Origin of the sequence: Oceanisphaera arctica, from assembly GCF_002936955.1 — a bacterium.
In the GTDB taxonomy this organism is placed as follows: domain Bacteria; phylum Pseudomonadota; class Gammaproteobacteria; order Enterobacterales; family Aeromonadaceae; genus Oceanimonas; species Oceanimonas arctica.
In genome coordinates this window covers 97,549-116,379 of sequence record NZ_MPZM01000003.1, presented here as the reverse complement: position 1 = coordinate 116,379, position 18,831 = coordinate 97,549, and the positions used below count along the sequence as shown (strand labels likewise).

Genomic DNA, 18,831 nt, shown 5'->3' with positions numbered 1-18,831 from the left:
TTAGCCGGGCGATGCCTGTTGCCATGTTTTCCCCACTGAAGTGGGGCTTACAAAGAGGGTTGCAGGCTCAACTCTGCGGCCAGTTGATCAGCCACTTGCTCCCAGGCGGCGGCGAGGGTGCGAACCAGGGCCGGATAGCCGTCGTCGGTCAGCGGCTGTTCAACCCGAAAACCGGCCTGTTTCAGCAGGCGTCCGCTGCCATCCAGCAGTTGCCATTGGCCCTCGGCCAGGGCCATGCCGTCGTGATGGCCCTGAAAGCGGCTCACCTGAATTCTGATGTCCCTTACCGGCACGCCGCCTAACATCGGCTGGCCTTTACCCACCACCTGCGAGCGGGGCAGGCTGAGCGTCAGCCGTTGCTGCAGTTGTTGTTGCAGCTGTTTGCCCAGATCTTCGGCCCACAGGTGCTGGCGCGCCTGATACACCTCGATGTCGTTTAACTGCATCACTATACCCTCACTGTCCAGATGGCCGGCGATGCCGACCGGGGCCACGCTAATGGCCAGGGTATGCGGGTATTGCTTTGTCGGTGCAGTGGACGGCAGCAGGTAGCTGGACGGAGCGGGATCGCTGCCGGCGCATCCGCTCAGGCCAAGCAGTAAGGGGCCCAGCAGCAGGCTGAGTACCAGGCCGGGCAGTAATGCCGGCCGGGTGCGGGGAGTTGTTATCATTTCCTGGCCCTCGGTTGTGGGTCTTCGGTGAGTTTCTTGTCAAAGATCAGGGCGTTGGGCTGATCGCTCAGGGTGCGGACCACCGGCTGCAGATCCCGCATCAGTTTTTCCAGCCGCGACAGGGTCTGGGTCAGCTCGTTGTAGCCCTGAGAGTCGGGGGCAAAGCCCTGCAGGGTATCACGCAGCTGGCGCATGGTCGTGTTCACGTTGTCCGGCAGCTGGCTGGTGGCCGGATCCGCCAGCAGCGCATCCACCGAGGCGGCAATGCCGTTGACCTTGTCCATGGTTTTCTGGGTGCTGGCCAGGGTCTCGTTGAGGGTGTTTAATACCGGCTCAATCTGCAGGTTGTTCAGCTTGTCCAGCAGGTTGGACACCTTCTGTTCAATCTGGGCGAAGCCGCCGGAGGTGGTGGGAAACACCTGTTTTTCCACAAAGGTCATGCGTTGGAAGGGCACCGCCTCTTTGTAGAAGTTGAGATCCACGAACAGGGCGCCGGTGAGCAGGTTGCCGGCCTTGAGTGAGGCGCGCAGACCATGGTCAAACATGCGTTCCAGTCGCTGTTGCCACTGCTCTGTGTCCACGTCCTGCTCGGTGTCGTCAAAGCGTTGGGGTTCGATGCGGATCAGCACCGGAATGGCGAAGCGGCTGAGCGAGTCGGGCTGGGGTGCGGTAAAGTTCCAGGGCACGCTGACCACGGTACCGATACGTACCCCCCGATATTCCACCGGGGCTCCGGGGCTCAGGCCGCGTACCGTGTCGTCCACCAGCATCACATATTCCAGATACTGGCCGTAGCGGCCTTCCTTGGCGCTGTCTTCATCGTTGAACAGCACATAATTGGCGCCTTCCTTGGCCTGGCGGCCTATGGAGGCATTTTCGGGGACGCCGAAGGTGATGCCGCCACCGATCAGTGATTCCAACGAGGCAACGTTCACCTTGAACCCTTCGGAGTCCAGCCGCACATCCACGCCGGAGGCGGTCCAGAAACGAGTGGTGCTGGTGACCAGTACCTCGTAGGGGGACTGGATGTAGAGCCGGTGTCGCATTTCCCGCTTGTCCGGATCGAAATGGCTGTCTTCTACCCGGCCTACCGTATACCCCTGATAGGTCACAGGATCGCCGGTGGAAATGGAATTACCCACCTGGCTTATCAGGTTTATGCGCAGACCTTCGGCGTCGGGTGGGGCCACCGGCGGCTGTTCCAGCACGTCGAATACTTCTTTCGACATCTCGCTGCTTCCAGGCAACAGCTGAATATAGGCACCGGACAGCACTGTGCCCAGGCCGCTGACGCCCTCGCGGCCGATACGGGGCTTGACCACCCAGAACCGGGTATCCTCGTTGAGCATGTCTTCTGCCTGAGGGCTCATGCGGGCGGTGATTTCCGCATGATTAAGGTCGTCCGACAGCCTGACTTTTTCTACCCGGCCCACTTCCACATTTCGGGTCTTGATCAGGGTTTTTCCGGCTTCTATGCCTTCGGCATTGTCCATGATCAGGGTGATAGAGGGGCCCAGTTTGCTCAGGTTATCGTAAATCATCCAGGCGCCAATCAACAGGGCCACCAGAGGCACAATCCAGATGGGAGAGAGGGAACGCTGGGGCCGTCGTTCGGCGCGCTGCGGGTCAGACATGAGATGATTCCTTGGATGGACGCTGAGGTCCGGTAGAAGATAAGTCTGCGTGTTCAGATGGACTGGCGCCCTGCCAGATGCTGCGCGGGTCAAACATCATGGCCGCCAGCATGGTCAGCAATACCACGGCGGTAAAGGCCAGGGCACCGGCACCGGGCTCGATGGACATGATGGAGCCGTTACGGATCAGGGCCACCAGAATGGCGACCACGAACACGTCCACCATGGACCAGCGGCCGATAAATTCGGTAATACGATAGAGGCGAATACGGCTCATCTGGCTCAGGGGCCGCTGTTTCTGGTGTACCACATAACAGAGCCACAGCAAGGCCAGCATCTTGCTGACCGGCACCAGCACGCTGGCGACAAAGATGATCATGGCGATGGGAAAGTCGCCCTCCTGGAGAAACAGCAGCACGCCACCGATAATGGTCGAAGGCGTGGTATCACCGAGCGAGGTGGTGATCATGATGGGGTAGAGGTTGGCCGGCAGGTACATCACCACAGAGGCGGCCAGCAGGGCCAGGGTTACCTGATTACCGGCGTGATAAGGGTGCAGCGGCTCGTCGCAACGCTGGCAGCGGCCCTTGCCGCTTTCCGGCAGACGATTGACCAGGCCGCAGGTGTGACAACCGCTGAGGCCCTGCTCGGCGGCGGCAAGGCCAACTTTGGAACCGGCGGGAGCCTGGGGTTCTTTATCGAGCGAAAACCACAGCCAGTCGCTGTCCACCGACTGGGTCGTCAGCAGCAGCAGCAGCGCATAGGCACAGAAGGACCAGAACGACAGCCCCAGCTCGACGTGGGCCATGCCCATGATCTTGATAAGGCTGACCAAGGTGCCGATCACGAACACATCCGCCATCATCCAGGGAGTCACATGGCGCAGGGTGCGGGCCAGCTGTCGGCTGCGGGGCAGGGGGTGTTGCAAGATAAGCCCCAGGCACAGCCAGGACAGACTCAGCAGATAGATGGCAGGCAGCACTATCACCGTCAGCAGCACGCAGAGGGCCACCAGTGGCTGATGCTGGCCAATGAGGGTCGAGGCGGTTTCGGTCAGCTCGATGCGGTTGCCGATGCCGCTGATATCGAAGCTGATAAAGGGAAAGGCCACCGACAACGCCAGGGTGATCAGGGTGGCAATGGCCAGGGCCAGGCTGCGTTCGGCCGGATTGGCATGACGGCGAACCAGAGTATGGCCGCAGCGCGGACAATCGGCTTTTTCACCCGATTTAAGTGAAGGTAACGCCAGTAGCAGGTCGCATTCGTGGCAGACACGCAAGCGCCGCCGCGACACGGTGGGCCGAGCGTGTCGATGAGCGACTGATGCCGATATGGTACTGTTTTCTTCAGGCAATGAGGGTTCGGCCAATGAGGACAATGCCTCCAGAATGCTACCAATGAGTGCTTGATACTACGACAGTTTTCTACCCTGCTCCAGCAAAGGATCGCGGCGTCCGTCACTTGTGGCGCATGGCTACACAACGATAACGTAACGAAAAAGGCCCCGCGATGCGGGGCCTTTGGGTCTGCGTTTGCTATCAAACCATCGGTCTATTAAACAATGGCAGCCAGGGCGTCACACAGGGCGTCGATGTTCGACTTGGTGATGCCGGCCACGCTGATGCGGCCGGAGCCGACGATGTAGATGCCGAATTCGTCCTTCAGGCGGGCAACTTGCTCCTTGTTCAGACCGGAGAAAGAGAACATGCCGTTCTGACGGGCAATAAAGCTGAAGTCCTTGTTCACGCCGCGGCTGGACAACTTCTCTACGAACAGGGTGCGCATTTCCTGAATGCGGTCGCGCATTTCGGCCAGCTCTGCCAGCCAGTCCTGATACAGCTCGGGATCGTTGGCGATGATGGCTACGACGTTGGCACCGTGAGAGGGCGGGTTGGAGTAGTTGGCGCGGATAATGCCTTTCACCTGGCTGAACGAGGTGTTGGCGGTATCCACGTCTTTGGCAACCAGGGTGAAGGCACCCACGCGCTCGTTGTACAGGCCGAAGTTCTTGGAGAAGGAGCTGGCAATCAGAAGCTCGATATTGTGCTCGGCAAACACCCGCAGGCCGTAGGCGTCTTCTTCGATTCCCTTGGCAAAACCCTGGTAGGCGAAGTCGAACAGCGGCAGCCAGCCTTTCTCGGCAGACAGCTTGGCCAGTTGTTCCCACTGGGCTTCGGTAGGGTCGATACCGGTCGGGTTGTGGCAGCAGCCGTGCAGCAGTACCACGTCACCCGCTTTGGCATGGGCCAGATCGGCCAGCATGGCGTCAAAGTCCAGATCCTTGGCATCGGCGTTATAGTAGCCGTACTCTTTCACTTCCAGACCGGCAGCGGTAAACACGGCTCTGTGGTTGGCCCAGGTGGGGTTGGAGATCCAGATGGTGTTGGTCTCGAGCTGGCGGGCGATAAACTCACCGGCAATGCGCAGGGCACCTGTGCCACCCGGCGCCTGGGCGGTGCGGGCACGCTGGCTGGCAATAATGGAAGAGTCTGCACCGAACAGCAGTTGTTGCACCACGCGGCCATAGGCCTCGATGCCTTCTATGCTGAGATAGTTTTTGGTGGTTTGCTCTTGCACCAGGCGGGCTTCGGCTTTTTTAACGCAGCGCAGTACCGGAGTCTGGCCGGCTTCGTCTTTATAGATGCCCACGCCCAGGTTGATTTTGTCGGTACGGGGATCTTTGCGGAAAGCATCGGTCAGGCCCAGGATGGGGTCGGCCGGTGCAGCAGTGACCTTCTCAAACATAGTCTTGTTAAATCCTTGTAGTAAAGAGTGTCTTCGGGTCGCAGAGGGCGACAGCCCCTAGTTATATCATCTGTGCCCTCATTAAAAAACGGCTTTTACTGTGGTATCTGGACTGACCTTTTCAGAGCTGGGTGCACCAGCAGCCAGTAACTGCCAAGCGCCACCCAGGTACAGAGCGTCATTACCGTTGCCATGGGCAGCGCCGAGGACACATGACTGGCGTTGACCGCGAAGGTGGCCACGGCCCCAAGGCCGAAGCGGCAGGTGCCCGCCAGGGCGGAGGCGGTGCCGGCTGTCTCGGGAAAATGACTGAGCAGGCCGGCCATGGCATTGGCGCCGATCAGACTTACCTGGGCGATCAGCAACGTGACCGGCAGGGCTATGCCCCAAAGGCCGCCAAAGCCGGTGCTGGCGTTGAAGATAAGGCCGATGGCGGCAATGGCCGCCAGGGTGAGACCGATTCTGAGCAGGCGATCACTGCCCAGGGTTTTGACCAGGCGGCTGTTGGCGAAGCTGAGCACCATCATCAGCAGAATATTCATGCCGAACAGCAGGCCGTAGTGTTGGGCCGGCACGTCGAACAGCTCGATATACACCAGCGGCGAGCCGGAGATAAAGGAGAACATGGAGGCGGTGGTGAGGGCGCCGCACAGTATATAGCCCTGTGCAGCCCGGTGGCGAAGTACCTTGGCGTAGTTGTGTAATACCGGCAACAAGCGAAAGGGCTGGCGCAGCTCGGGCTTGAGAGTTTCGGGTATCTTGAGGGCCAGCGCCACCGTTACCGCCAGGCCGATGGCGGCGAGCAGAACAAAGATGCTGTGCCAGCTCGCGACCAGCAGCAGATAGCCGCCCAGCAGGGGAGCGAGCAGCGGAGCCAGGGTCATCACGAGTATTACCATCGACATTACCTTGGCGAACATGTCCCGCTCGAACATGTCCCTTAGCAGGGCGTTAAGCACCACGGATCCCGCCGCGCCGCCGATGGCCTGCAGCAGACGAAAGGCCATTAGTGTTTCGATATCATCGGCGTTGGCACAACCCAGGCTTGCCAGGGTGAACAGCAGCAGCCCTCCGATCATCACCGGCTTGCGGCCTACCGCATCGGCCAGGGGGCCGTAAAACAGCTGTCCCCCTGCAAAGCCCGCCAGAAACACGCTGATGGTGAGCTGAGCCTGCGCCACTGGCACGCCAAAGTCGTGCGCTATGGTCGGCAGGCTGGGCAGATACATGTCTATGGCCAGGGGGGTGAGGCCGGCGAGGCAGGCCAGCAACAGCAACAATGAAAGGGGCAGACCCATGGATTGATCCAGATATAGTCAGGGGAGGCGATTTAAACATGATAATGATTATCATGCAAAAACCGGCGCCGATAGATGGCGCCTGGATCACAGATAAGCATCTGATTCATAGGGGAGATTTCAATCGACCCACCCTGCTGGTAGATACCATCAGTCGGCATATCCCGCTAAACACCACGGTTCCGTACCCTGTAGGATGTATGAGGAACGAATCCCAATGCACTGCTCCCCTTTGGCTACGGCACCACAGACATAAGGGTGGGGTTCTCAGGGCTGGGATTCACTGAATGCGTATCAAGACTCCGGCCGATAAGGATAGATATGCAGGCGGGGGATCAGCGGCTCGTCGGTGATGCGAGCGGCCCGGCGCTTGCGGGTAGTGGAGGGCGGGTAGTTACCGAGCGCGGTGACCGCCGGCAGCTCGTCCTGGCATAGCAGCAGCGGCAGGTGTGCCTTGACCTGTTGCTGGCGCGGGGTGAGCTCTTCGCTCCAGCGTACATTGACCATGGGATGGGTCTTGACCGGTCGACGCAGGCGCAGCTCGACGCCAGGCGGCAGCCGCTTCACGTCGTAGATTTCCCGGTCGACACACTGGATCCAGGTTTCGGCATCCGTCAACGGCGGGGGGGAGAGTCGGGCGTCGCTGAGCTGCTTGACGAGTTTGTCTTTATCTATTTTCTGGATGATCTGCTTGTTGGCCCAGGTAAAGCCCAGCCGCGACACAGAATGCGGCAGCAGCACCAGATGGCGGTAAACCTGCAGGGTAATGAGGCCGGGCAGGGTGTCGTGCACCAGGGCAAACTTCTTGTCGCGCCCCTCGGCCTCCTGCACTTGCGCCCGAAACTCTCCCTTGAGCCGGTTGATGTCTTCGGTCAGCGCCTGCAGTTCCGGCTTGAGGGCCGTTGGCAGCACCAGATAACCCGGCAGGCGAAAGCTGGCCTTGGTTGAGCAGCCGGGTCGGATATACCACTGACGATAACCGTCGAGCGCGGCCGTTATTGCCGCCGCATCGTCGAGCCGGGACACTTCGATTTGCGTGACCGGCTCGTGCTCGTTGCCGCTGGCCACATCGGGCAGGGGGAAGCAGCAGGCGTTGACCGGCACCGCGTCGGCCGCCTGTGTGATCAGACCAGACAAGGCCGCCATGGCGGATTCGAGTTCACAAAAGGTATGACGCAGTCGGGCCGCAGGAGTAAACATAATATTATGCCAACATACAAATGAAGTATTTGAATGTAGCAGTCGGCAAGGCCCGGCGCAACAGTTTGGCTTTGCAGGGCAAATATCGGTAGGTAGGTTTTTACTCTTGGAGGTTTTGCTCTTCACATTAAGTGAGGTTTCAAAGGAGATATATCGCCTTTATTTTACATAATGCATGCATGTGCGCATTTGTGTTTTTTTGCTCCCTCCCCTTAGCCTCGATATCACCGGGATAACAGCGAGGTGAAACGCAAGGGGAGGGGTTACTGTATTGGGTGTCCCGATAGCCGCCACTTCAGTTGGCGCCTACGGAGCTTAGGTATCGTCGTTTTTCGTAGGGTCGAATTTATTCGACCAAGAGGGCGGCAGGCAGGTCAGAATTATCTTTTTGGCCCGACTTCAGTCGGGAGATGTGTGCGTTTGAAGATTTATTTGCCCCACTAAAGTGGTCCTGCATAGGCGTTTGTGCCTGCTGCTGCAGGAGTGAGGTGAGCAGAGCCGATCACTCCCTACATTCGGCTCATGGCTAGCTTCAATTCATTGTCTTCAATTCGTCATCGAATCTTTACCCGATGTTCATCTTTGGCTTCTACAGTGGCTCTTTTGTTATCGAAGCAGAGAATGATATGAAACGACGCGACTTTCTTCAGGGTATGGCGGTACTGGGCGGGGGTCTGCTGCTGAGCAAAACGCCGGCCATGGCGGCCAGCGGCCGGCCGCAGCAGAAAAGCGGCATTCAGGTTGGCGATGTGCTCGCCAACAGCGCCATAGTGTGGGGCCGCAGCGATCGCCCGGCCCGTATGTGGGTGGAGTGGGACACCGACAACCGCTTTGCCAAGCCCAGGCGGGTGCGCGGACCCTGGGCCTTGTCGCCCAGCGATTTCACCAGCCGGGTAGAGCTGACCGGCCTGCCCGCCGGTCGTCGCATTCATGTGCGGGTAGGCTACAGCGATGCCGGTAATGGCGAGTTATCCGAGTGGGTGAGCGGCAGTTTTATGACGGCGCCCATCGCCGTTGGCCCGGTGCGCTTTCTCTGGTCCGGTGATACCGCCGGGCAGGGGTTTGGTATTAACCCGGAAGTGGGCGGCATGAAAATTTACCGCACCATGGCCGAGCAGGAGCCCGACTTTTTCGTTCACAGCGGCGACACCATCTATGCCGATGGCCCCATTCCCGAGCGCATCGAGGTGGAAGAGGGCAAGGTGTGGAAAAATCTGGTCACGCCCGAGGTCAGCAAGGTGGCCGAAACCCTCAACGAGTTCCGTGGCCGCTATCGCTATAACCTGATGGACGAGAACGTGCGGCTGTTCAACAGCCGGGTGGCCCAGATATGGCAGTGGGACGATCACGAAGTGGTGAACAACTATTCCGCCTCAAAAGACCTCACCGGCGATGCCCGCTACCAGGTGAAAAGCACCACCCTGTTACAGGCCCGCGCCACCCGGGCTTTTTTCGACTATGCGCCCATTCGCCGCAGCGGCCCCGAAGGCAGTGAACAAGTCTATCGCAGCCTGCCGTTCGGCCCGCTGCTGGACCGCTTTGTGCTCGACATGCGCTCTTACCGTGGCCCCAACACTGAAAACCTGCAAACAGAGCCGGGCACAGACACCGCCATTCTGGGAACAACCCAGGTGGACTGGCTGCTGGCGCAACTGAAAGCCTCAACCGCCACCTGGAAGGCGGTGTTCTGCGACATGCCGCTGGGGCTGCAGGTAGCCGACGGTGATACCAAATGGGAGGCGGTGGCCAACGGTGACCACGGCCCGGCAAAGGGCAGGGAGCTGGAAATTGCCCGGCTGCTCAAGGGCATTAAAGACGCCGGCATTAAGAACCTGGTGTGGTTTACCGCCGACGTGCACTACACCGCGGCACACTATTATGACCCGGACAAGGCCAGCTTTAATGACTTTGCGCCGTTCTGGGAATTTGTGTCGGGCCCGCTGAATGCCGGCAGCTTCGGCCCCGGCAAACCAGACGATACCTTTGGCCTGCAGGTGGTGTACGAGAAGTCACCCGCCACACAAAACCTGTCGCCCCTGGCCGGCCTGCAGTTCTTTGGTCAGGTGGACATCGACGCCCAAAGCCGGGCCATGACCGTTACCCTCAAGGATCTCAACAACGAAACCCTGTTTACCAAGGTACTGCAACCCGCCTGATCACCCCGCCAAAAGCATTTGGCCCGCACTGCGGGCCATTTTTATATAGGTCTCAATTGAAATAATCCGCCAGTGCGTCAAAATAAGACGCAAAATTATAGATTTGCAACCAGACCGATCGCCTGCTAGGTCCGGCGGTAGCGTGGGCGCTGTTTAAAACGATGGATTAATGTGATTGATTTTTATCCGTGCCGGCAACCCCCCCACCGGTAATGGGGTGCTTGCACAAACTGACGGACGGGAAAACAAACATCCAGGCCGGTTGCCGAAAGGCATTAGGATATTTTTTGCCAAGGGCGAAGGGGAGCGATGGGCCGACGCCTTTCAGGTTATCTGCCTGCTGGATCGACAAGGCGCTTTCTATCTGCTGGTGCAGCATGCCGTGAAGCCGGTGGCTTAACATGGTTTTTCGGTCTTTATTACCCTTGCCGTTACGCACTGTGACAGAGCCGTCGCTAAAGCCAATATCCTACACACGAAGCCGCAGGCACTCCGTGATTCTCAGTCCACTGCCATAAAGCAAAGAGAAAATCAGCTGGTTGCGTTCATCCAGATGTTTAAGGATTAATGCTACTTCGGCCTGGGTAAGCACGACAGGAAGGCTGCGATATTGAGTGGCTCGGTGAAAATCCAGCTCGCCAAGCTCAATATTCAGCACTTTGTGATACATAAAGGCCAGGGCATTGAGAGCGGTTTTCTGTGTGTTGACGGCAACATGACAATCGGCGGCCAGCCAGGTGAGAAAACTGCGCACCTCCGGCCCACCCATGTCGGCTGGATGTCGAAATCGATGAAACCGAATATACCGTTTGATCCAGTGCAGGTAGGTTTTTTCGGTTCTCATGCTGTAGCCACCCAGGCGCAGCTCCCGGCGAATGCGATTCAAAAAAGGACTGGCAGCCATAGCAGCTCCTTTTTGTTGGTGGCTGTATGTATATACAGCATATTGCAAGCTGTGAAGTTTGCATGCGCGTTATCAACAAAGCTTGCGCGTGTACAGCAGCCAGATGTAGAAAAATGTCGTAAATTGATGGTGTTAGAATGAAATGATTTAGATAACGTGTAAAGTAATGATGATTATGAGCATGCTCATTTTGATCGAGGATTTATTGCTCTAAAAGAGGAAAAAGGTCTTATTATCATTTGTTTATGGATTTTATTGGATGCATGCTCATGAACATATATGCGCATGCTCACTATTAAAATGTTAGGTGTTTAAAGGGTACTCACTCTCTTGTACACTTAGCACTCACTTTAAAAGGGGTTACCCGTGCATCCGATTAAAATAGATCACAGTATATCTAGTCAACTTTTAACTAAAATCTTCTCGGAGTATGTAGATAACCATGATACTCTCTAAGTAATTTAACTCATACTTCGTTTGCTGTAATACGTGATTACGATATACCTACGTTAAAGAAAATAACAAAAGGTACTGTTGGTTTTTATACTATCTCCTATTTTAAAGAGCTTGAAGCTCAAGGTTTTGTTATACAGGAAGGTATTGGTTATAAGTTAACAACTAATGGTTATTTTCAAGGTTATAAACAAAAGCACTATTTCAAATGCTTTTTGAAAACACACTACCCCTGTAATAATCACGACCCTATTAGTGGTGGTAGGTATGCTAAACTACTTAAAATAATAGCTACCCACATGATAACTTGTACAACTATTTCACCTGCATCTGTAGTATTTTTTGGTTGTTTTGGAACCACGTTCATTATCCTTATGGTGTATAAAGCACCTAACAATTCAATTAAAAGGATACGTAACACTCGCTACGCTCCTATCCGTACCTCTTATTGAGGTGTTATGTGGAAATCATGTATTAACCGAAAATTTGACTTAGGAGCAACTAGTGGCAACTGAATATCGTTCTTTTTTCAACATAGGCTTATATGATCCGACACATTTTGATAGGTGGCCTTATGGCCCTAATGAATATGATAGTGCGTTGTATTTATCAGCAAAAAAGAGAAAGTGTGGTTGGGGCAAAGCCGCTGAGTTTAGCTCAATTGATGAAGCGAGAGCATTTTTTAATGACTGGAATAATAGCTCAAAGCTTAAGATGCATATTGTTGAATTTAAGAAACATGTTGAAGTGCCTGACCCTATATATCCTGAGAATCATCCTCACAATTTGCTAAAGCGCATACATCAAGGTGAAAAATATAATGTTTGGCTTACTGCTGAACTGTGGTTCAGAGGTCAAATATCCAATCACTATGTATCTAAGCAAACGCTAAGACGTCATCGCGATATCCTAATAAACTATGGTATTGACATTGCTAATGAGCCTGAGCAAATTTACGAACCACCGAAAATTAAAAGAGATGAGATTTGGTATACAGCATCGCCCGAGTTAAAAACTGTAGATTAGGGGTGCTGATTGTAAATCAGAGCTGTTGTATTATTGTACAGCCACATAACAAAGCATTTAAGAATGATTCTCAACGCTTGGCATTTTCAGTTCTAGGTGGGTTTCGTGTTTATGGCGCAATGGTTTAGGTTTGGTGGTAGCGTTGCTCACACCTTAATGCGGCGTTAGGCTTTCCGATAAGGTTGGAGTTACATTGAAATTATTAAAATACCTGTTGCCAGAAATATTAGGCGTGTTATTTGGCATTGTAGTGCTGGCATTCGCATATCTTATATTTTCGCTAGTTATTAAAGTTTATAGTTCGAGCCAGTTCTTGAATCTATCGCAAGGGGTAGACGCAACTTCAATCAGTATAGGTGTTGCCATATTATTGTTTTTGGCAAAAGAAGTTATTGAGGTTATTCGAAAGCGCAATGCCAGATTTAGGAAAGAAAATGCATTAAAAACGCTTCTTTCCGAAGAGGTTGAGTTGAATCACTGGACTTGGCTGAAAGTTAGAAGCTTAATTGAAGTAGTCAAAGAGGAACCTGAAAGTACAGAATTTTCAATAATAACTTCAACGTCTGGTAAAGAGCTTTTTCAATATGTTCGTGAAGACAATGGCGGCGGTGGTCAGGCATTTCCTCCAGTATATGAAACGTTGATTAACAAACTAATCGTAGATGTTGCTGAGTTGGATAAGGAATTCTATGTTGCAGCTATTGATTATGAAAAAGCCTTAGCTGAACTTAGTCACTTAAGAGCTGGGGCATATGATTTCATCCATGAAACACAGCAAGGTAGGCATTATACTGATGGTTTTACTGAGTATGCATCGGATGAACTGCCTGATATATTTGATTCGATGGAAGCTTTTTATAGAGTCTGTGGTCACACTAAACTCGAGAAGCATCGGTTGAGATAAAAGCCTAACAAAGACATCCAGCTGACTTCACAGCGTCTCCCTTTTTTTGCTAAAGACACAGCAAGAACAGGCTAAACTGCTCCGCGGCTGATGGTAGCGTTATGTGCTTATTCGATCATTGATAATTTCGCACGATAAAATATATAGGATTAACAAAAGAGGCTCTACATGCAAAGACCTAGAATAAATGAATGTACACGCTGTAATGGAATTGGCTATATTGGCAAGTGGAAACACATTGCTAATGGGATCTGTTTTGAGTGTGAAGGTGTGAATGGCTATGTCAGATCTTCACATAAGAAAATAGGGCGAGTGGTGGAAAATAAAGAGAAATATCGCCAAGAAATTATGGCTTCAATTGCTAGCGATGACTCTGTTCTCTCTGGACGTATCGACCTATTGAATGAGCCTAAAATTCTTGATGGTATGGCGACTCTAGCAGAAGAAGGTTTTGATGACGAGATTCTTGCTGATTATGCACATCAAATGTCAAAACGCTAATTACATAAAAACAGGTAATTGGGTATATTAACAAGAGCACATAACAAGCTAATCAACTGGACGCGTAACGGTTGTCATCGTTTTTGCAAAAGGAAAAATATAGCAAAAACAACGCCAACCTACGCGCCAGTTATTAGGGCGTTATGTGTTCGTGTATTCAATAAGGGTCAGTTTGCAATTGTCGCCTTCGTGAAATCCATACATCTCAAGCGCACTCTCAACAAGAGTCTCAACATCATTGCAGCCGTTGTTTCCGTCTATTCCTTCCCAAAACTCGTCGCTGCCTTCTTCTATCACTAATTCAAACTTGTATTTCTTCATAAATTTCCCCATTCGTTCACACATAACAAGACATTCGTGCGGGACGTGTGCCACGCCCCACAATTAAATCGTTAGCTCTCAAAAGGAAGTCCTGTGATTCTTTATAAATACATGTCTTTTGAAGCTGCAATAGCAGTAATCGAAAATCAATCAATAGGATTTTCTTGCTTAGAAGATCTTAATGACCCTTTTGAGTGCACTGCATTTGGCTTTGCGGATGACGAAGATTCGAAGATAACAGCCAATTTAGCTGCATATGCATGTAAGAATAAATTTTCAAGAAATTACGGGGTATTGTCTTTAACGCGACAGCCTCTAAATAGCCTAATGTGGTCTCATTATGGCGATGAGCATCAAGGCGTTGTACTAGGCATTGATGTTGATATTGCAGGATTATCAAACCCCGAAAAATGCGTCATTCCTAGCCAATGCGGTGAAGTAATATATTCAGCTACCAAACCTCATAGGAACCTTTCCATTATCAGTGAGGACTCTCTAAGAACCATCGGAAAGGAGCTGGTATTTGATACCGAAGCATTTAATTTGGTAAAAAGAGCGTTTCTATACAAATCAATTGAATGGGGTTACGAAGAAGAGGTAAGGGTAGTCAAAAACATATCAGAGATACCATTTTGTTATCATTCTGGTCAAGGTCGGCATAATAAATGGACCAAAATCAGTGTTTCTGGTCGACCTCTGTATTGTTTCGATATTCCAGACTCTGCGATAAAAGAAATTTATTTAGGGCGGCATATTTATAAGAATGTGACTAAGAAAAATGCTTTTACCGACCAAGAACTAAAAAATATATTAAAGTCTTGGGGAGGAAAGGATATTAAACTTATGCAATGCCATCCTGATATACATTCATGGCAACTCATTGCAGAGCAATCAATTAACAAAAGCTAACAAATGCGTCAAAATGACGCCTGGCGGCGCATTTTACGCAGGCGTTACAGGGGGCAATCATCCTTTGAGGAGGAACTGCGGCTGCGAAGATATCAGCCCTGATTGCGACCCTATACGCGAATGCTAGAAGGTCCGCCAGTATGGAATATTCGGAGAAAATACTATGAAAACTTACCCAATCGGTACGCCCGGCACCCCCTGGGGCGAGGCGGAGCGCGCCGAGTGGCGGGCGTTGCAGCGCCGCCAACGCAGTTATGAAGCGGACGTATTGATCGTGATCGAGCGGCTGCGTTCGCGCTTTGATGTGCAGAAGTATGGCGAGTTGAATTATGGCGATGAACGTTACCCGTTGATGGCGATACGCAGCCGCGACTGGCGGGATGAGCTGCCGGTGGTGCTGGTAACCGGCGGTGTGCATGGCTATGAAACCAGTGGCGTACACGGTGCGCTGCAGTTTGTGGAACAGCATGCGGCGGATTACGCGGGCCGGGTGAATTTGCTGGTGTCGCCCTGTGTCAGCCCTTGGGCTTTTGAGCGCATTCATCGCTGGAATGCGAATGCGGTGGATCCGAACCGTTCATTCCGCCAGAACAGTCCGGCAGAAGAGTCGGCGGCACTGCTGCAACTGATGGCACCGGTGCGTGAGCGAGTATTGCTGCATATCGATCTGCACGAGACCACAGATACCGATGAAACCGAGTTTCGCCCAGCCCTGGCGGCCCGGGACGGCCAGCCGTTTGAACCTTGCGGCATTCCTGACGGCTTTTATCTGGTGGATGACAGCGAGAGCCCGCAGCCCGGGTTTCAGCAGGCGGTGATTGAGGCGGTAGAGAAAGTCACGCATATCGCGCCTGCGGATGACAACGGTGAGATCATCGGTTCACCCGTGGTGGCCAAAGGCGTGATCCAGTATCCGCTTACTGAGCTGGGTCTGTGCGCCGGCATAACGTCTGCCCGCTACAAGACCACCACCGAGGTCTATCCCGACAGCCCTAATGCCACGCCCGAGCAGTGCAATGCCGCCCAGGTAGCGGCCGTGTGTGCGGCGATGGACTACGCGCTGGCACACCGGTAGAACCGGGTAAATACGGTTTTCTTTTTTACATAAAGTTCGCCTGCACGAAGTTGGTTTAAACTGTTCGCGATCAGCGTTCCGTCGTTTGATGTTGGCTGATGATGATGAGCGCTATCTGCGGCTTTGAATTGTTTGTGAGAGATCGCAAATGGATTCCCGCCTTCGCGAGAATGACAAAGTAAGGGTCGCGGGAATGACGGCAAAGAGTTGCCGGCTTCTCAGGACTTACTTGAGAAGGGCGCGGGATGGTTGGTGCAACGCTTTTGTTGGGATTAGATCCCAACTCCCAAAGGGTAAAGAAAAGGCGGGCTTTTGCCCGCCTTTTGCGTTTATTTGCTGTGTCGTTCCTGCAGCTTGGCGACCACGTCGCTCAGTTGCAGGCCTTCCTGCTGCAGCAGTACCGTCAGGTGATACAGCAAGTCGGCGGACTCGCACACCAGTTCGTCGTGGTCGTGCACGGTGGCGGCCAGGGCGGTTTCTACCCCTTCTTCACCCACCTTCTGGGCGATGCGCTTGGTGCCGCTGGCGTACAGGCTGGCGGTGTAGCTGGACTTGGGATCGGCGCCCTTGCGGCTGGCGATCACCTGCTCCAGCTCGGCCAGAAAGCTCAGGTCAGGCACTTGCTGCTCGTTGAAGCAAGACACATTGCCCAGGTGGCAGGTAGGGCCGACGGGCTCGACAATGGCCAATAAGGTGTCGTTGTCGCAGTCGGTACTGATGTCGCGTAACTGCAGCACATGGCCTGAGCTTTCACCCTTGGTCCACAGCCGGTTCTTGGTGCGGCTGAAAAAGGTGACCTGGCGGGTTTCCAGAGTCTTGGCCAGGGCTTCCCGGTTCATGTAACCCAGCATCAGCACACGGCCGCTGTGGCAGTCTTGCACCACGGCGGGCATGAGGCCGTCGACCTTGTCCCAGTCCAGCTTGCTGGCATCAAACGCTTTACTATCAGTCACGTATTACCACTCCTTGCTGTTTCAGATACTGCTTGAGCTCACCCATGTTGATGATGCCCTTGTGAAAGACCGAAGCGGCCAGGGCGCCGTCTACATCTGCCTCGAGGAAGGCGTCACGGAAGTGTTCCATTTCGCCGGCGCCACCGGAGGCGATCAGCGGCACCTTGCAGATGGCGCGTACCCTGAGCAGCTGCTCTATATCGTAGCCCTGGCGTACGCCGTCCTGGTTCATCACGTTGAGCACGATTTCGCCGGCGCCCCGTTGCTGCACTTCTTCCACCCAATCGAAGGTGCTCCACTTGGTCACCTGGGTGCGGCTTTCGTCGCCAGTGAACTGGTGCACCTGATAAAGCCCGGTGGCTTCATCGAAGTACGAGTCGATGCCTACTACTATGCACTGCACGCCGAAGGTGTCGGCCAGCTCTGTAATCAGCGCAGGATTGGCCAGGGCCGGGGAGTTGATGGAAATCTTGTCGGCACCGAATTCCAGCAGGCGGGCTGCGTCTTCGACAGATTTGATGCCGCCGGCCACGCAAAAGGGAATGTCGATGACTTCCGCTACCCGGCTGACCCAACTTTTATCTACTACGCGGTCCTGACTGCTGGCGGTAATGTCATAAAACACCAGCTCGTCGGCGCCTTCGGCAGCGTAGCGCTGAGCCAGGGGCACTATGTCGCCGATGATTTCGTGGTTGCGAAATTTCACGCCCTTGACTACCTGGCCGTCCTTGACGTCCAGGCAGGGAATTATGCGTCTTGCCAGCATGTAATTGCCTCCGCCACGGTAAATTTACCCTCGAGCAGAGAGCGACCCAGGATCACCCCGGCCACGCCGGTGCCCTTGAGCGCGTCCACATCATCGATGTTGCCGATGCCACCCGAGGCCTGCCACAGAATGGTGGGGTAGCGGGCGGCCAGCTCGCGATAGAGCGCCACGTTGGAGCCGGTGAGGGTGCCGTCTTTGGAGATGTCGGTGCACAGCACATGGCAGAGACCGGCGGGTAGGTAGTGCTCGAGAAGGGCTTCGATGGTGATGCCGCTGTCTTCCTGCCAGCCGGCGATGGCGATTTTCTTCTCGCCAAAGGGCGTGATGTTGATGTCCAGGGCCAGCACGATGCGATCGGGGCCGTACTGCTTGATCCAGCTGGTGACCAGCTCGGGCTTTTTGACCGCGGTGGAGCCAATCACCACCCGCTGGGCGCCGATGTCGAGCAGGTCTTTCACGTCCTGCTCGGTACGGATGCCGCCGCCGATCTGCACCGGTACCGGGGTGTTCTCAATCAGGCTCTTGATAACTTCAAGCTGGCGCCGGCTGCTGTCTTTGGCACCGTCCAGATCCACCAGGTGCAGCTGGGTGGCGCCTTCGGCCACGTAGAGGTCGAACCGCGCTTGCGGCGAGTCGCTGTATTCGGTTTTTTGCTGGTAGTCGCCCTGATACAGACGTACTACCTTGCCACCAATCAGATCTATGGCAGGAATAATCATTTATAGCTCCAGGAAGTTTTTCAGCAGTTGAGCACCGGCGGCGCCGGAACGCTCCGGGTGGAATTGCACGCCAAAAAAATTGGCCTGGCCGATGGCGGCGCTGAAGATCTGGCCATGCTGGCTAGAGGCCAGGGTATATTCGCCGACCGGCACCGCATAGGAATGCACGAAGTAGAAGAAACTGCCTTCGGGGATGTCCTTGAATAGGGGATGACCCGGCATGGGGGTTATCTGGTTCCAGCCCATGTGGGGCAGGCGTATGCCCTCGCTGCTTTCCATGTGGGCGCAGTCGGCGTCGATCTTGCCGAGGCAGTCGACATCGCCTTCTGCCGAGCGATTGACCAGCATCTGCATGCCGAGGCAGATACCCAGCACCGGCTGCTGCAGCTGATTGATGAGATCGATCAGGTTACGCTCTTTCAGGTTCTTCATCGCCTCGCGGGCGGTGCCCACGCCGGGCAGCAGCAGCTTGTCGGCGGCCAGTACCACGTCTGGATCCTTGCTGACGGTGACGTCATAGCCCAGACGTTCGATGGCGTAGCGCACCGACGACAGGTTGGCGCAGCCGGTGTCGATGATGACGACGTTTATGGAAT

The 18,831-nt window shown here is 54.2% G+C and carries 19 protein-coding genes; 6 read left to right on the top strand and 13 right to left on the bottom strand.

All coding sequences use genetic code 11. The features are described from left to right. Nucleotides 1-47 precede the first annotated feature (47 nt). The 6 genes from UN63_RS02660 to UN63_RS02635 form a co-directional block, all read right to left on the bottom strand. Nucleotides 48-671 carry a PqiC family protein gene (locus tag UN63_RS02660; RefSeq protein ID WP_104485226.1) on the bottom strand — a complete coding sequence of 208 codons (624 nt, stop codon included), beginning with the start codon at nt 669-671 and terminating at the stop codon, nt 48-50. Next, nucleotides 668-2,305, bottom strand: coding sequence for an intermembrane transport protein PqiB (pqiB, locus tag UN63_RS02655; RefSeq protein WP_104485225.1), 1,638 nt, complete (start codon nt 2,303-2,305; stop codon nt 668-670). Before pqiB ends, UN63_RS02660 begins: the two co-directional genes overlap by 4 nt. Next, nucleotides 2,298-3,584 (bottom strand): paraquat-inducible protein A, encoded by a 1,287-nt coding sequence (locus UN63_RS02650; RefSeq protein WP_229793452.1) that lies wholly within the window; start codon nt 3,582-3,584, stop codon nt 2,298-2,300. Before UN63_RS02650 ends, pqiB begins: the two co-directional genes overlap by 8 nt. Nucleotides 3,585-3,859: 275 nt before the next feature. Further along, on the bottom strand, nt 3,860-5,050 hold the full coding sequence (locus tag UN63_RS02645) for an amino acid aminotransferase (RefSeq protein ID WP_104485224.1): 1,191 nt from the start codon (nt 5,048-5,050) through the stop codon (nt 3,860-3,862). 95 nt (nt 5,051-5,145) lie between these two features. Continuing rightward, nucleotides 5,146-6,348: a Bcr/CflA family multidrug efflux MFS transporter gene (locus tag UN63_RS02640; protein WP_104485223.1), complete on the bottom strand. Its 1,203-nt coding sequence runs from the start codon at nt 6,346-6,348 to the stop codon at nt 5,146-5,148. Nucleotides 6,349-6,642: 294 nt separating this feature from the next. Next, nucleotides 6,643-7,548, bottom strand: a complete 906-nt coding sequence (locus tag UN63_RS02635) for a DNA replication terminus site-binding protein (protein WP_104485222.1) — start codon at nt 7,546-7,548, stop codon at nt 6,643-6,645. Nucleotides 7,549-8,174: 626 nt separating this feature from the next. Between UN63_RS02635 and UN63_RS02630 the strand changes: the two genes are divergently transcribed. Then, the gene (locus UN63_RS02630; RefSeq protein WP_104485273.1) at nt 8,175-9,704 is read left to right on the top strand and encodes an alkaline phosphatase D family protein; all 1,530 of its coding nucleotides are present in this window, start codon (nt 8,175-8,177) and stop codon (nt 9,702-9,704) included. A gap of 166 nt (nt 9,705-9,870) precedes the next feature. On the opposite strand, the gene UN63_RS16900 is transcribed toward UN63_RS02630, so the two are convergent. Together UN63_RS16900 and UN63_RS02620 are read right to left on the bottom strand one after the other, a co-directional pair. After that, nucleotides 9,871-10,143 carry a site-specific integrase gene (locus tag UN63_RS16900; RefSeq protein WP_146084705.1) on the bottom strand — a complete coding sequence of 91 codons (273 nt, stop codon included), beginning with the start codon at nt 10,141-10,143 and terminating at the stop codon, nt 9,871-9,873. A gap of 30 nt (nt 10,144-10,173) precedes the next feature. Next, nucleotides 10,174-10,608 (bottom strand): phage integrase N-terminal SAM-like domain-containing protein, encoded by a 435-nt coding sequence (locus UN63_RS02620; protein ID WP_104485220.1) that lies wholly within the window; start codon nt 10,606-10,608, stop codon nt 10,174-10,176. A 957-nt stretch (nt 10,609-11,565) separates the two neighbouring features. Between UN63_RS02620 and UN63_RS16895 the strand changes: the two genes are divergently transcribed. The 3 genes from UN63_RS16895 to UN63_RS16890 all read left to right on the top strand — a co-directional run bounded on the left by UN63_RS16895 (nt 11,566) and on the right by UN63_RS16890 (nt 13,492). Continuing rightward, nucleotides 11,566-12,087: a hypothetical protein gene (locus UN63_RS16895; protein WP_146084704.1), complete on the top strand. Its 522-nt coding sequence runs from the start codon at nt 11,566-11,568 to the stop codon at nt 12,085-12,087. Between the two features lie 193 nt (nt 12,088-12,280). Continuing rightward, on the top strand, nt 12,281-12,991 hold the full coding sequence (locus UN63_RS02605; protein ID WP_104485218.1) for a hypothetical protein: 711 nt from the start codon (nt 12,281-12,283) through the stop codon (nt 12,989-12,991). A gap of 168 nt (nt 12,992-13,159) precedes the next feature. Further along, nucleotides 13,160-13,492, top strand: a complete 333-nt coding sequence (locus tag UN63_RS16890) for a hypothetical protein (RefSeq protein WP_146084703.1) — start codon at nt 13,160-13,162, stop codon at nt 13,490-13,492. 141 nt (nt 13,493-13,633) lie between these two features. Here UN63_RS16890 and UN63_RS02600 read toward each other — a convergent pair whose 3' ends face one another. Then, on the bottom strand, nt 13,634-13,813 hold the full coding sequence (locus UN63_RS02600; protein ID WP_104485217.1) for a hypothetical protein: 180 nt from the start codon (nt 13,811-13,813) through the stop codon (nt 13,634-13,636). A gap of 93 nt (nt 13,814-13,906) precedes the next feature. Between UN63_RS02600 and UN63_RS02595 the strand changes: the two genes are divergently transcribed. Continuing rightward, nucleotides 13,907-14,722, top strand: a complete 816-nt coding sequence (locus UN63_RS02595) for a DUF2971 domain-containing protein (protein WP_104485216.1) — start codon at nt 13,907-13,909, stop codon at nt 14,720-14,722. Nucleotides 14,723-14,885: 163 nt separating this feature from the next. Continuing rightward, a complete protein-coding gene (locus tag UN63_RS02590) occupies nt 14,886-15,797 on the top strand; it encodes a M14 family metallopeptidase (RefSeq protein WP_104485215.1) in 912 nt (303 codons plus the stop codon). A gap of 329 nt (nt 15,798-16,126) precedes the next feature. On the opposite strand, the gene hisIE is transcribed toward UN63_RS02590, so the two are convergent. From hisIE to hisH, 4 genes are read right to left on the bottom strand one after another with little or no spacing between them, the layout of a single operon-like run. Next, nucleotides 16,127-16,750 (bottom strand): bifunctional phosphoribosyl-AMP cyclohydrolase/phosphoribosyl-ATP diphosphatase HisIE, encoded by a 624-nt coding sequence (hisIE, locus tag UN63_RS02585; RefSeq protein WP_268244977.1) that lies wholly within the window; start codon nt 16,748-16,750, stop codon nt 16,127-16,129. Next, nucleotides 16,743-17,516, bottom strand: a complete 774-nt coding sequence (hisF, locus tag UN63_RS02580; protein ID WP_104485214.1) for an imidazole glycerol phosphate synthase subunit HisF — start codon at nt 17,514-17,516, stop codon at nt 16,743-16,745. Before hisF ends, hisIE begins: the two co-directional genes overlap by 8 nt. Continuing rightward, nucleotides 17,498-18,235, bottom strand: a complete 738-nt coding sequence (gene hisA, locus UN63_RS02575; protein WP_104485213.1) for a 1-(5-phosphoribosyl)-5-[(5-phosphoribosylamino)methylideneamino]imidazole-4-carboxamide isomerase — start codon at nt 18,233-18,235, stop codon at nt 17,498-17,500. The genes hisF and hisA overlap by 19 nt, the downstream gene beginning before the upstream one ends. Further along, the gene (hisH, locus tag UN63_RS02570) at nt 18,236-18,826 is read right to left on the bottom strand and encodes an imidazole glycerol phosphate synthase subunit HisH (protein WP_104485271.1); all 591 of its coding nucleotides are present in this window, start codon (nt 18,824-18,826) and stop codon (nt 18,236-18,238) included. Nucleotides 18,827-18,831 lie beyond the last annotated feature (5 nt).